Genomic DNA, 12399 nt, shown 5'->3' with positions numbered 1-12399 from the left:
AGGAGTACCATTTATGAGAGCGCTTCTGTTCGCCCTAATCCTGTCCGCGCCTGGTCTTGAGGCCGCGACACTGTCTCTGCCGGACGGCGTCAGTCTGCTGTCGATAAACGGCAACGCCGTCCCCCGCAACGACCAACCAGTAGCCCTGAAACCGGGCACGCAGGTGATCCAGCTGAGCTACACCGAGCTGCTGACGATCACTCCAGAAGAGCACGAACTGCTCAGATCCACCCCGGTATTTCTCAGCTTCATTGCCGGGGAAGGCGACTACCGAGTTCGGTTACCGGAGCTGAACAACTCCAAAGCGATTCGCGCCTTTATCAATGAACCGACGTTTACCCTGCTCGAGGGCAAGACCCCACACCCTGCCCGTCAGCTCACTGAAACCCAGTTGATGGCGCAGATGGCCCGATTCCTGGCGAAAGACGAGGGATAACCACTGCCACTGAACGTGGCTGTCCCTCAATAAAAAACCGGCCAGGAGGCCGGTTTTTTTCTATTTCACCCGATTATGATCCGCCGTTGAGGGAGTCCAGAATGGCGCATTGAGGGCGATCACTGCCGTCGCAGGCATTGACCAAGGTCGATAGCTGCCGCTCCAGTTGCTGCAACTGGCGCACCTTATCCTGCACCACCAGCAGTTGCTCGGTGGCGACGGATTTCACCGCCGCCGCAGTGCGATCCTCGCTGGCATTCAATGACAACAACTGAGCGCACTGCTCCAGGCTGAACCCCAGAGCCTTACAACGGGCCACGAACTGTAACTGAGCCAACTGCGACTGTTGGTACTCACGGTAGCCATTGTCGCCCCGACGGGCTTCGACCAACTTAATGTCGTGATAGTAGCGGATGGTTTTCACGCTGAGCCCGGTTTCCCGGGCGACCTGACCAATCTTCATCCTCTTACTCCCTATCCAGTTGGCGGCGGTAGACCAGCAGATAGATCGCAGGAATCACAAACAGCGATAACAAAGGTGCCGTGACCATCCCCCCCACCATAGGCGCGGCAATCTTCTGCATCACCTCATTGCCAGAGCCTGCCCCCCACATGATCGGCAGCAAACCAAAGAAGATGGTGGCCACCGTCATCGCCTTGGGACGAATGCGCATCACCGCCCCCTCCAGCAACGCCGCCTTCAGGTCCGACTCCTGTCGATACCGATCCGCACGTTGCCGGGCCTTGATGGCATTGTTCAGATACACCAGCATCACCACCCCAAACTCTGCCGCCACACCGGCCAGGGCAATCATTCCCACCGCCACCGCCACCGACAGATTGAACTCCAGCAGATACAGCAACCAGGCCGAGCCCACCAGAGCAAACGGCAGACTGAGCATGATGATGCTGGCCTGAAGCGTCGAACCAAAGGTCATCATCAGCAGCAGGAAGATCACCGCCAGGGTCATCGGCACCACCTGCACCATCTTGGCCTCCACCCTTTGCATGTACTCATACTGACCGGCAAAACTGATGCTGTAGCGAGGAGGCAGCTGCAAACGGCTGTCCAGCAAAGTACGGGCTTCATCGATGTATTCACCGATGGAGGTGCCCTTGATGTCGACAAACACCCAGGAGATCAGGCGGCCGTTTTCACTCTTGAGCATCGGGGCGCCGTCGCTGATGCTGATGCTGGCCACCGTTGACAGCGGAATGTAGTGACCGCTGGAGGTCACCACCGGCAGCTCCCTGAGCTTGTTGATGTCGTCACGAAGCTCACGGGGGTAACGCAGGTTAATGGGGTAACGCTCGGCCCCCTGAACCGATTCGCCAATCTGCATGCCGCCAATGGCCATTCGGACCACGTTCTGCACGTCCTCCAGGGTAATGCCATAGCGGGCGGCCACCGCCAGCTTGGGCTCAATGTCGATGTAACGACCACCGCCAACCCGCTCGGCAAACGCCGATACCGTTCCAGGCAATTGACTCAACATCGCCTCAACTTCGCCGCCTATTCGCTGCAGTTCGTCCACATCGGCGCCGGAGATTTTAATGCCGATGGGGGTTTTGATGCCGGTGGACAACATGTCGATGCGAGTCTTGATGGGTTGCACCCAGGCATTGGTCACCCCGGGTACTTTCACCGTTCGCTGCAGTTCATCGATGATCCCCTCCAGCGTCATGCCGTCGCGCCACTCCTCTCTGGGGTTCAGCATGATGGTGGTTTCCAGCATGGTCAGCGGCGCCGGATCGGTGGCCGTCTCGGCGCGGCCAACCTTGCCAAACACCCGTTTCACTTCGGGCACGGTCTTAATCAGCCGGTCGGTCTGCTGCAACAACTCCGCCGCCTTGCCGGCACTGACGCCGGGCAGGGTGGTCGGCATGTACAACAGATCGCCCTCCTCCAGCTCAGGCATAAACTCCGAGCCCAACTGACTCAGCGGATACCAGGCACTGAACAGGGCCACTAACGCCAACACCAGAGTCAGACGCGGAAAACGCAGCACCAGCTTCAACGCCGGCTGGTACAAGGCAATCAGCACTCGGCTGATGGGATTTTTACGCTCGTCGGGGATGCGCCCACGAATGAAATACCCCATCAGTACCGGGATCAGGGTAATGGCCAGCAGTGCCGAGGCCGCCATGGCAAAGGTCTTGGTGTAGGCCAGCGGATGGAACAGTCGCCCCTCCTGCGCCTCCAGCACAAACACCGGCATAAAGCTCAACGTAATGATCAGCAGGCTGAAGAACAACGCCGGTCCCACCTCCACCGAGGCCTCTTTCATCAGTTGCCAACGGGTCTCGCCCTGCGGCTCATGGCCATGGTCGGCACGGTAGTGCTCCAGGTGTTTGTGGGCATTCTCCACCATCACAATGGCCGCATCCACCACCGCCCCGATGGCAATGGCAATGCCGCCCAGGCTCATGATGTTGGCATTCACCCCCATGAACCCCATCACAATAAAGCTGATCAGGATCGACAGCGGCAGCGTGATCACCGCCACCAGCGTCGAGCGGGCGTGCAGCAGAAACAACAGACACACCAGCCCCACCACCAGCATCTCTTCGATCACCTTGTGGGTCAGGTTCTGCACGGAACCCAGAATCAACTGGGATCGATCATAGGTGGTAACCACCTCCACGCCGTCCGGCAGACCGGGCTTGAGTTGCTCAAGCTTCTGTTTTACCGCTTCAATGGTGGCCAGGGCGTTTTCCCCATAGCGCATCACGATGATGCCGCCCACCACCTCGCCTTCGCCGTCCAGCTCGGCAATACCGCGCCGGGATGCGGGGCCGACCCGCAATACCGCCACGTCTTTGAGCAGTACCGGGTTGCCGGATTCCGACACAATGCCCACCGGAATATCGGCAAAATCCTGCAGATTCTGGCGGTAACCTTTGGCACGAATCATGTACTCGGCTTCGGCCATCTCGATCACCGAGCCACCCACCTCGGCATTGGCCTTGTCGATGGCCATCTTCACTCGACCAATATCCAGCTTGTACAGCGCCAGTTTATGGGGATCCACCACCACCTGGTAGCTCTGCTCCATGCCGCCAATGGTGGCGACTTCAGACACGCCGGCCACACTCTGCAGCTCCAGCTTCAGGTACCAGTCCTGCAGGCTACGGAGCTGGGCCAAATCGTGTTTGCCACTGCGGTCCACCAGCGCATACTCAAACACCCAGCCCACACCGGACGCGTCGGGCCCCAACTCTGGCTTGGCACTGGCTGGCAACTGCCCCTGAACCTGAGACAGGTACTCCAAAACCCGTGACCGGGCCCAGTAGATGTCGGTGCCATCCTCGAAGATGACGTACACATAAGAGTCGCCGAAAAAGGAATAGCCACGGACGGTTTTGGCCCCGGGCACCGCCAGCATGGCCGACGACAATGGGTAGGTGATCTGGTCCTCGACCAGTTGCGGTGCCTGCCCCGGATAGGAGGTCTTGACGATGACCTGCACATCAGACAGGTCTGGCAAGGCATCCAACGGGGTGCTGCGCAGCGCCTGCCAGCCCACCAGGGCAATCACCGCCATGATCACCAGCACCATAATCCGCTGGCGAATGGAGGCTTCAATGATTTTTTCTAACATGCCGCCCCCTAGTGATTATGGCCGGCAGATGCGCCGTTGCTCATGCGCATCAGACTGCCTTTAAGGCTGGCCTCTGAGTCCAGCAAAAACTGCCCGGACACCACCACCCGATCACCGGGAGTCACACCGGACAACACCTCAGCCATTCCCTTAGCAATCATTCCCAGCTGCACCTCTTTGACCACAAACTCGGTGTCGCTCTGCTGCACCACGACCCGGTTATTGCGACCCGTCTGAATCAGCGCCTCGGTGGGGACCAGAGTCAAATTCCGCTTGGCGGTACCATACAGCTCCACGTCCACCAAGGAGCCGGGCTTCAGCTTGCCTTCCGGATTGGCCAGCGCTACCCGTACCTGCATGGCCCGAGTCACCGGATCCAATTCCGGATAGATGTAGTCGATGTTGCCATCCAGCTCAAACAGCCCCAGCGCCGAAGCCGTGACTGCAGCCGCCTGCCCCTGACGGAACCAGCCCTGCTGGTTTTCAAACACCTCGGCAATCACCCAGACCCGGTTTAAGTCCACCAGTTTGAGCACCTCGGTTGAGGGCTGAATGTACATACCGTCCCTCACGTTAAGCTCGCTGATGACCCCGTCGTGCTGGGCGTAGAAGGGAACCCGATACAGGGTCTGGCCACTGCGCTCCAACGCCTGAATCAGGGCCGAATCCATGCCGAGCAACTCCAGTCGCAAACGGGCCTTTCGAATCAGTTCACCGCCGCGGCGCTTATCCCGCTTCAGGGTATCCAGCGCCAGCAAAAAGTCGTCCTGGGCACTGACCAAATCCGGGCTGTACAGCTCAAACAGCAACTCCCCCTGTTTCACCTCATCTCCGGCGGATGCCACCCCCAGCTTCTCAATCCAGCCGGACACCCGGGCGTGGACGTGGCTGATGGCGTCTTGATCGTATTCGACCGTGCCGATGGTATTGATGTACCGCCACAAGGTCCCCTGCTCGATGGTCTGTACCCGCATGCCCAGCGCCTGCTGCATGCCGCCGGGCACCCCGACCACCACCTCTTCGGTACTGCCACCCAGGTCCACCTTCTCCAGGTTCATGCCACAGATGGGGCAGGTACCGGGTTCATCGGACACGATGTGCGGATGCATCGGGCAGACGTATTTCACCTGTCCTTGTGGACCGGAATCGACGGGAATCAACGTTGGCGCAGCCGTCGCCGGCGAGGCCAATGGTTGTGAGCCCTTATCCATGGCCGAGTGGTCATGGCCTTGATGTTCGGTTGCCTCTTCCTCCTCTTCTGCGACCAGAAACATGTTGCAGATGGGGCAACGATCGCCCTTGTGCCCAGTCTCCTGCGGGTGCATCGGGCAGGCATACTCTGCCTCTACTTTAGTCAGGAACATGTTGCACTTGGGGCAACGATCGCCCTTGTGCCCGGTCTCCTGCGGGTGCATCGGGCAGGCATACTCTGCCTCTACTTTAGTCAGGAACATGTTGCACTTGGGGCAGCGATCGCCCTTGTGCCCGGTCTCCTCCGGGTGCATCGGACAGGCATAGACACCGGCTTGCGCCGCCACTGCCCCATGATCATGAGACTCGGCGTGCACCACAGCCGTAAGGGCGGGCATCAGCAGAAACAGGGCCAGCACCGGGTAGACCCAGTGGCGGTATTGGGTGCGAATCATAGTGGATTCTCCTTCGGCTGCCGGATCATGGCCGTCAGCCGTACTTCATAGTCACAACATCGAATGCAATCGAAGCTGCTTAAATGGGGTGCCAGTCACGGCACCCGCTACGTCAAAGTCGTCGTATTGCTATGAAGATCTAAACGATGGGAGGTCGTTCATCGGACTCCAGGTAGACGGAGTCAAAGGAGACAAAGTAGAAATGGGGTTCCAGAGGCTGAGGGCCGGCACTGGTCCACAGCGCCGCAATCAGAGAGGAAGACCCGGGTGAGCAATCCTGGCATTGGCTGCAACCGCCCTGACAGCTCATAACGCTGCCCGGCTCTGCATCGTGGTCACAGCAGCAATCACCGTCGTCCGCCACCTGCTTCTGGGTCATCTCGGCACTGCCGTGGCAATCCATGGCTGCCATCATGGCGGAGTTATCGACATCCACCATCGGCATCATCGGCATGCGCGCCACTGCCCCCTGGCTCAAAAGCGCCAGAGACAACACCACCATACTCAAGATTCTCAGCAATGAGTGCACATCGAATTCCAGTTAACAGGCCACAGCCAGGATCACCATTATGAACGATTTCCCATCCAATAGTTCAACTTTATTGGCGCCAGCGAGCCCGAGGCGCCAATAAGACGGCCTCATCAATGGTGCTGATGGCCGGAAGTCGTCGAGGCCATAGGCTCCAGATCCATGCCGCATTTCGGGCAACTGTCACCAGCAAAGCCACGAATGGCCGGATTCATCGGGCAGGCGTGGGTGTAAGCCTGACGATCGGCTTTGGCCACAGGCTCCAGATCCATACCACACACCGGGCAGCTGTCACCGGCCATACCGACCACCTTAGGGTTCATCGGGCAGGCATGGGTGTAGTGGCCCTGGTGGTGCTGCACCCCCTGGTGCTTAGGACAGTTGGCCTTATCGCAATCCTTGTGGTGCTGCTGCATTCCCTGGTGCTTAGGGCAGTTGACCTTATCGCAACCCTTGTGGTGCTGCTGCATCCCCTGGTGCTTGGGGCAGTTGGCCTTGTCGCAATCCTTGTGGTGCTGCTGCATCCCCTGGTGCTTGGGGCAATTGGCCTTATCGCAATCCTTGTGGTGCTGCTGCATCCCCTGGTGCTTGGGGCAGTTGGCCTTATCGCAACCCTTGTGGTGCTGTGCCATCGCCTGCAACTTCATGCCGCACTTGGGGCATTCGTCGCCCTGCTGGCCTTGCACCTTGGGATGCATCGGGCAAGCGTACACCGCCTCTGCGCTATGGGTCATGGCACCATGGCCATGACCATCAGAATGGGCCAGAGTCAGCGGAGACAGCATCATCGCGGCCATCAGCGCCAGGGCAGTAAACAGATTTTTCATTTTAACTCTCCAAAATTAGTCAGCAAATTGTGAAATGGCCAAAGGCCTTGATATCAACCGCAGCTAACCAATGGGAGGACGCAGGGCCTGCTCCTGAACCACAGAGGCAAAATGCGCCGGGACATGCATCGGGGTGCCGCCGACGGTGGTCAACAGCATACTCACCATCGACCCCAGAATACCGGAAGGTGCCACCAGAATCTGGCACTGACCACACTCCCCCTGACAGGGATGGTTATGATCATGACAGGGAGGCGTTGATGGCTGACAGCAAGAAGACTGGGACGGCGCCGACTCTCCGAGCACGGCCGAGTGGTGACTGATGGCCTCGGTCTTGGGCGCCAGATGGATCTGTGCCACCGAGCCCTGAATCATCAGGGCCAAGGACAGAAACACCATCAGAACCACAGTCAGGCGGGGCATCGGACACTCATTACATTAGAAAGTGGTTATATTGTTGCGCAACAGCGGCAAAGAGAATGAGTCGTACTTCACAGTTCAACCGATTGTAATAGATTAAAAATCAGCATGTTTTAAGTAGCGTCGAATAAGACGAAGGCAGAAATACCTCACTGATCCGCAGACAGCGGTGCTGCAACTCAAACTCCCGCTGTCGTCCCCACAGCCCTTCTTGGGCCTGAAAACCCAGCCTGCGGGCCTGCCAGACCGCAGTACTGTTATCGCCATAATGACAGACCTTGAGCGGCCCCCGAACCAGGTTTGAAGCCGCGAACAGGCGCTCTCCCAGAGGCTGGCGCCCCAGGGAGGCGAAATCGATCTCCGAGGCATCCAGCGTGCTCATCGGAACCTCGGTATTGGCGTACACCCAGGCCACACCATCCAACTTCAGCAGCACTTCCCGCTGCCAGATCGGCTGCCCCAACGCCCAACCCGGTCCGGGCTGGGCCGCCGGCAACACCCCCTCCTGCAGCAATTCCACCTCGAAGTTGCGGCACAACGCCTTCAGTTTCAGGGTCAACGATCCCTTGTCCTGCAACCAGGGCAGCAATTTTTTCGGCGGCTGTTCAAGGTTGACGGCCGGCGAAACGTCCGCATGGCTCAGGGGGTTAAGGGTGGTCGCCGTCATTACAACTCCTGTTTGTCGTTCCGCTTTCGCCAGACGGGCACGGCCCGGTTGCGGCGGCGCCTGCGCACACTTCGGCAGACTGCGAATTCGATTGGCATCACACATAGTATCAAAACTAGTTGTGGAGCCAAGCCTCACTCTGTATTAGAGTTGACTCGCTGACTACCTACACGTGCGATTGGAGAAACAAGCCGAATGCGATTTGCCAACATTATGTTTATCTTGGCCCTGGTGCTTTGTCCTTCAGTGCACGCCGAACAAGCACCGGCGGAAGAGGCCGAAGCCACCGACAGCTATGGCTACTACGGACTGGAACCGGAGATTGTCACCAACTACGTTACCGAATCCTCGCGCCTGGGCTACATTCGCGTCAACATCGAGTTGATGCTGGAAGATGCCAGCAACGTGGCCATTGTCGAGCATCATGCACCACTGATCCGCAGTACCATCATCGAGATTCTTGGCGAGCAGACCGAAGAGAGAATTAAATCCCTCACCGGCCGAGAACAGATCCGCCGACTCTGCTTTGAGACGGTCAACAATATGCTGGAGAAAGAGGTGGGTGAACCGCTGCTGGTCAACCTGCTGTTCACCAAATTCCTGTATCAGTAGCGCCGCCTGGCGTCTAAGGCTCCCTGAACCAGACCAACCAACAGCCCGCCCAGGTGGGCCCAGTTGGCCATATTAAACAGCCCCATGAACCCCAGCAGCAACCACATCACCAGAAACCCCATGTAGGAGGAAGGCAGGCCGATGCCCGCCTGCGGCCGTAATCGACCGCTGATCCAGCTGTAACCGACAAGGGCGTACACCACCCCGGACAAGCCACCGAAGTTTGGACCACTGAGCGCAAACTGCACCAGATTCGGCAGCGTCCCACCGACCAACAACAGCACCATCAGCTTGCCGCTACCCAGACGCAGCTCCAGCTTGCCCCCCAGATACCACCACCACAGCAGATTGAACACAATGTGCATGGGGTCGAAGTGGATCAGCGTCGGGGTAAATACCCGCCAGAACTCCTGCACCGAGAAGGCCTGCCAGCTGCCAAAGAAGTGCAGTGCATCAAACAGGGGCCGTTGCCACCCCAGAAACCAGGGGATGTAGATGGCGATGCACACCAGCATCACCACCAGGGTCAACGGGCCAGCCTGTGACAGTATGCCGGCCAGGGACTGAGACAGCGGCTTGCCATAGTTCAGACCATTACTGGTACTGCCAGTATGCCAACTGGCTTCGTGATAGCGCCGATGATTCGGATCCTGCAAAAATCGCTGCAGCTCCTGATCGGCGGCGTCGTGATCGGCATCGGCCACCCAGATCTCGACCCCCTGCTCCAGCGGCTGCAGCTGAGCCTGAATGCCGCGACTGGCCAGGTAATCGACAAACGCCTGCGCCGCCCTTGGCTGATTCAATACCCCCAGGGAGATCATCCTGCCTCCACCTCGGCACCGGATTTCGACCAGGCCTCCATGCCGCCGATGAGGCTGAACACCTGCTCAAACCCCTGTTCCGCCAGATACTCGGCCGCGCTCTGGCTGGAGATGCCGTGATAACAGATCACCACCAGTGGGTCGTCGTATTCCCCTTCCATCATAAACTGAGCCAGATTGCCCTGATGCAACCTGAGCGCGCCGGGGATGTGGCCACGGGCAAACGCCTCCGGGTCACGGATGTCCACCAGTTGCACCTCTCCCTGCTGCTGCAACGACTGCAACTGCGTCAGGTCGATATTGTCGTATTTGGCCACACTGTCCTCCTGCGGGCTCCGCTCGTTGCCCCATCTTAACGAAAACGTCGCCGAATAAAAAAGGCCGGCGCATGGCCGACCTTGTGAACGCACCGTCGCCGGCAACGACGTTAGTCCCAGTTCAGGATCACCTTGCCCGACTGACCACTGCGCATCACATCGAAGCCCTGTTGGAACTCATCGATGTGGTAGTGGTGGGTAATGATCGGAGTGATGTCCAGCCCAGACTGAATCAGGCTGGCCATCTTGTACCAGGTCTCAAACATCTCGCGGCCGTAGATCCCTTTGATCACCAGCCCCTTAAAGATCACCTTGCCCCAATCGATGCCCATGCTGCCGGGAGGAATGCCCAGCATGGCAATCTTGCCACCGTGATTCATGGTTTCCAGCATCGAATTAAAGGCACTGGGCACACCGGACATCTCCAGCCCCACGTCGAAACCTTCGGTCATGCCCAGCTCGGCCATGACATCTTCCAGCTTCTCTTTGGCGACGTTGACGGCCCGGGTCGCGCCCATCTTGGCGGCTAACTCCAACCGGTAATCGTTGACGTCGGTGATCACCACGTGGCGAGCGCCCACATGCTTGGCAACCGCCGCCGCCATGATACCAATGGGGCCGGCCCCGGTGATCAGCACATCTTCACCCACCAGATCGAACGACAGGGCGGTGTGCACCGCGTTGCCGAAGGGGTCGAAGATCGACGCCAGATCGTCGCTGATGTCGTCGGGAATCTTGAACGCATTGAAGGCCGGAATCACCAGATACTCGGCAAATGCCCCCTCGCGGTTCACGCCCACACCAATGGTATTGCGACACAGGTGAGTGCGGCCGCCTCGGCAGTTACGACAGTGACCGCAGGTGATGTGACCCTCGCCAGAGACCCGATCGCCGAGGGCAAACCCGCGCACCTCCTGGCCCATGTCCACCACTTCACCCACGTACTCGTGGCCCACCACCATGGGGACAGGAATGGTCTTTTGCGACCACTCGTCCCAGTTGTAGATGTGCACGTCGGTACCGCAGATGGCGGTCTTCTTAATCTTAATCAGCAGATCATTGTGACCCAGCTTGGGCTTGGGCGCCTCCACCATCCAGATGCCCATCTCCGGCTTAAGCTTCGATAACGCTTTCATGGTGGTCATGCAATGATCTCCAGCTCTTTGCCGATGCGGATAAAAGCATCAATGGCTTGGTCGAGTTGAGCCCGGGTGTGCGCCGCCGACATCTGAGTACGGATTCGCGCCGCCCCTTTCGGTACCACCGGGAAGGAGAAGCCAATGACGTAGATCCCCTCGGCCAACAGTCGGTCGGAAAACTCTGCCGCCAACGCCGCGTCCCCGATCATCACCGGAATGATGGCATGGTCGGCACCAGCCAGGGTAAAACCGGCTTCGCTCATGCGGGCGCGGAAATGCGCCGCATTGTCCCAAAGCTTAGCACGCAGTTCATGCCCGTCGGCAATCATGTCCAGCACCTCAATGGAGGCCGACACGATGGCCGGGGCCAGGGAGTTGGAGAACAGGTAGGGACGGCTGCGCTGACGCAACCAATCGATCACCTCTTTTTTGGCGGCGGTAAAGCCACCGGAGGCGCCGCCCAGGGCCTTGCCCAGGGTGCCGGTAATGATATCGACCCGCTCCATCACCTGACAATGCTCGTGGGTGCCACGGCCGTTTTCACCAACAAAGCCGACCGCATGGGAATCATCCACCATTACCAGGGCACCGTACTTGTCCGCCAGATCGCAGATGCCTTCCAGGTTGGCGATGACACCATCCATGGAAAACACGCCGTCGGTGGCGATCAGCATATGGCGACAGCCAGCTTCGGCCGCCTGCTGCAGGCACTGCTCCAATTCGACCAGGTTGTTGTTGGCATAGCGGAACCGCTTGGCTTTGCACAAACGAACGCCATCGATGATGGAGGCGTGGTTGAGGGCATCACTGATGATGGCGTCTTCAGGGCCCAGCAGGGTTTCAAACAGGCCGGCATTGGCGTCAAAGCAGGAGGAGTACAGGATGGTGTCTTCCATTCCCAGGAACTCGGACAGCTTGGCTTCCAGTTGCTTATGGATGTTCTGAGTGCCGCAGATAAACCGCACCGAGGCCATACCAAAACCGTGATCACTGAGCCCTTGCTGCGCCGCCGCCACCAGGGTCGGGTGATTGGCCAGTCCCAGGTAGTTGTTGGCGCAGAAGTTGATGACCGTTTCGCCGCTGCTCACTTCGATGGCGGTTTGTTGAGGTGAAGTGATCACCCGCTCATGCTTGTAAAGCCCATCGGCTTTTACGCCCTCCAGCTGTTGCTGAATCTGAGCGTAAAATGCAGAAGATGACATGCTGCCTCCCGTTGGCATCCTGAATTATTGGACCAATGGTCGACGCCGCAGCGCTCCTCTCCGTGGTCACGCCGGTGTCAGGCGGCACAGGATTCTGTGCCGCGGCGGTCTGGGGACGGAGGAGGTGGCGTCGTTGATGAGCGTCGGCCATCTTTTTTTATTGCCGACATTCTAACGAGGG

General features: G+C 58.8%; 13 protein-coding genes. 2 read left to right on the top strand and 11 right to left on the bottom strand.

Translation table 11 applies throughout. The annotated features are described in order from the left end of the window. The first annotated feature begins 13 nt into the window (after nucleotides 1–13). Nucleotides 14–436 (top strand): DUF2057 family protein, encoded by a 423-nt coding sequence (locus tag J8Z22_RS00830; RefSeq protein ID WP_252008372.1) that lies wholly within the window; start codon nucleotides 14–16, stop codon nucleotides 434–436. Nucleotides 437–509: 73 nt separating this feature from the next. Here J8Z22_RS00830 and J8Z22_RS00825 read toward each other — a convergent pair whose 3' ends face one another. The 7 genes from J8Z22_RS00825 to J8Z22_RS00795 all read right to left on the bottom strand — a co-directional run bounded on the left by J8Z22_RS00825 (nucleotide 510) and on the right by J8Z22_RS00795 (nucleotide 8127). Further along, entirely contained in the window at nucleotides 510–899 is a 390-nt protein-coding gene (locus tag J8Z22_RS00825) for a MerR family DNA-binding protein (protein ID WP_028112637.1), read from the bottom strand. 4 nt (nucleotides 900–903) lie between these two features. Next, nucleotides 904–4038 carry an efflux RND transporter permease subunit gene (locus J8Z22_RS00820; RefSeq protein WP_028112636.1) on the bottom strand — a complete coding sequence of 1045 codons (3135 nt, stop codon included), beginning with the start codon at nucleotides 4036–4038 and terminating at the stop codon, nucleotides 904–906. Nucleotides 4039–4046: 8 nt separating this feature from the next. Continuing rightward, a complete protein-coding gene (locus tag J8Z22_RS00815) occupies nucleotides 4047–5684 on the bottom strand; it encodes an efflux RND transporter periplasmic adaptor subunit (RefSeq protein WP_252008370.1) in 1638 nt (545 codons plus the stop codon). Between the two features lie 139 nt (nucleotides 5685–5823). Next, on the bottom strand, nucleotides 5824–6213 hold the full coding sequence (locus J8Z22_RS00810) for a hypothetical protein (RefSeq protein ID WP_252008368.1): 390 nt from the start codon (nucleotides 6211–6213) through the stop codon (nucleotides 5824–5826). Between the two features lie 113 nt (nucleotides 6214–6326). Beyond that, nucleotides 6327–7040 (bottom strand): heavy metal-binding domain-containing protein, encoded by a 714-nt coding sequence (locus J8Z22_RS00805; RefSeq protein WP_252008366.1) that lies wholly within the window; start codon nucleotides 7038–7040, stop codon nucleotides 6327–6329. A gap of 63 nt (nucleotides 7041–7103) precedes the next feature. After that, on the bottom strand, nucleotides 7104–7463 hold the full coding sequence (locus tag J8Z22_RS00800; protein WP_028112633.1) for a hypothetical protein: 360 nt from the start codon (nucleotides 7461–7463) through the stop codon (nucleotides 7104–7106). Nucleotides 7464–7563: 100 nt separating this feature from the next. After that, entirely contained in the window at nucleotides 7564–8127 is a 564-nt protein-coding gene (locus J8Z22_RS00795) for a chorismate lyase (protein ID WP_051252592.1), read from the bottom strand. Nucleotides 8128–8322: 195 nt separating this feature from the next. Between J8Z22_RS00795 and J8Z22_RS00790 the strand changes: the two genes are divergently transcribed. After that, nucleotides 8323–8739: a flagellar basal body-associated protein FliL gene (locus J8Z22_RS00790; protein WP_028112632.1), complete on the top strand. Its 417-nt coding sequence runs from the start codon at nucleotides 8323–8325 to the stop codon at nucleotides 8737–8739. On the opposite strand, the gene glpG is transcribed toward J8Z22_RS00790, so the two are convergent. From glpG to J8Z22_RS00770, 4 genes are all read right to left on the bottom strand, one after another. After that, a complete protein-coding gene (gene glpG / locus J8Z22_RS00785; protein ID WP_028112631.1) occupies nucleotides 8733–9560 on the bottom strand; it encodes a rhomboid family intramembrane serine protease GlpG in 828 nt (275 codons plus the stop codon). The two genes, J8Z22_RS00790 and glpG, sit on opposite strands and share 7 nt — an antisense overlap. Next, nucleotides 9557–9877, bottom strand: a complete 321-nt coding sequence (glpE, locus tag J8Z22_RS00780; RefSeq protein WP_028112630.1) for a thiosulfate sulfurtransferase GlpE — start codon at nucleotides 9875–9877, stop codon at nucleotides 9557–9559. The genes glpG and glpE overlap by 4 nt, the downstream gene beginning before the upstream one ends. A gap of 110 nt (nucleotides 9878–9987) precedes the next feature. Beyond that, on the bottom strand, nucleotides 9988–11013 hold the full coding sequence (gene tdh, locus J8Z22_RS00775; RefSeq protein WP_252010433.1) for an L-threonine 3-dehydrogenase: 1026 nt from the start codon (nucleotides 11011–11013) through the stop codon (nucleotides 9988–9990). Nucleotides 11014–11018: 5 nt separating this feature from the next. After that, nucleotides 11019–12218, bottom strand: coding sequence for a glycine C-acetyltransferase (locus J8Z22_RS00770; RefSeq protein WP_252008365.1), 1200 nt, complete (start codon nucleotides 12216–12218; stop codon nucleotides 11019–11021). Between the last annotated feature and the right edge of the window lie 181 nt (nucleotides 12219–12399).

This window comes from Ferrimonas sp. SCSIO 43195 (assembly GCF_023716685.1).
GTDB classification, from domain to species: Bacteria; Pseudomonadota; Gammaproteobacteria; order Enterobacterales; family Shewanellaceae; genus Ferrimonas; species Ferrimonas kyonanensis.
Note: the sequence above shows the minus strand (reverse complement) of the source record. Positions and strands in the feature narration are given on the sequence as shown.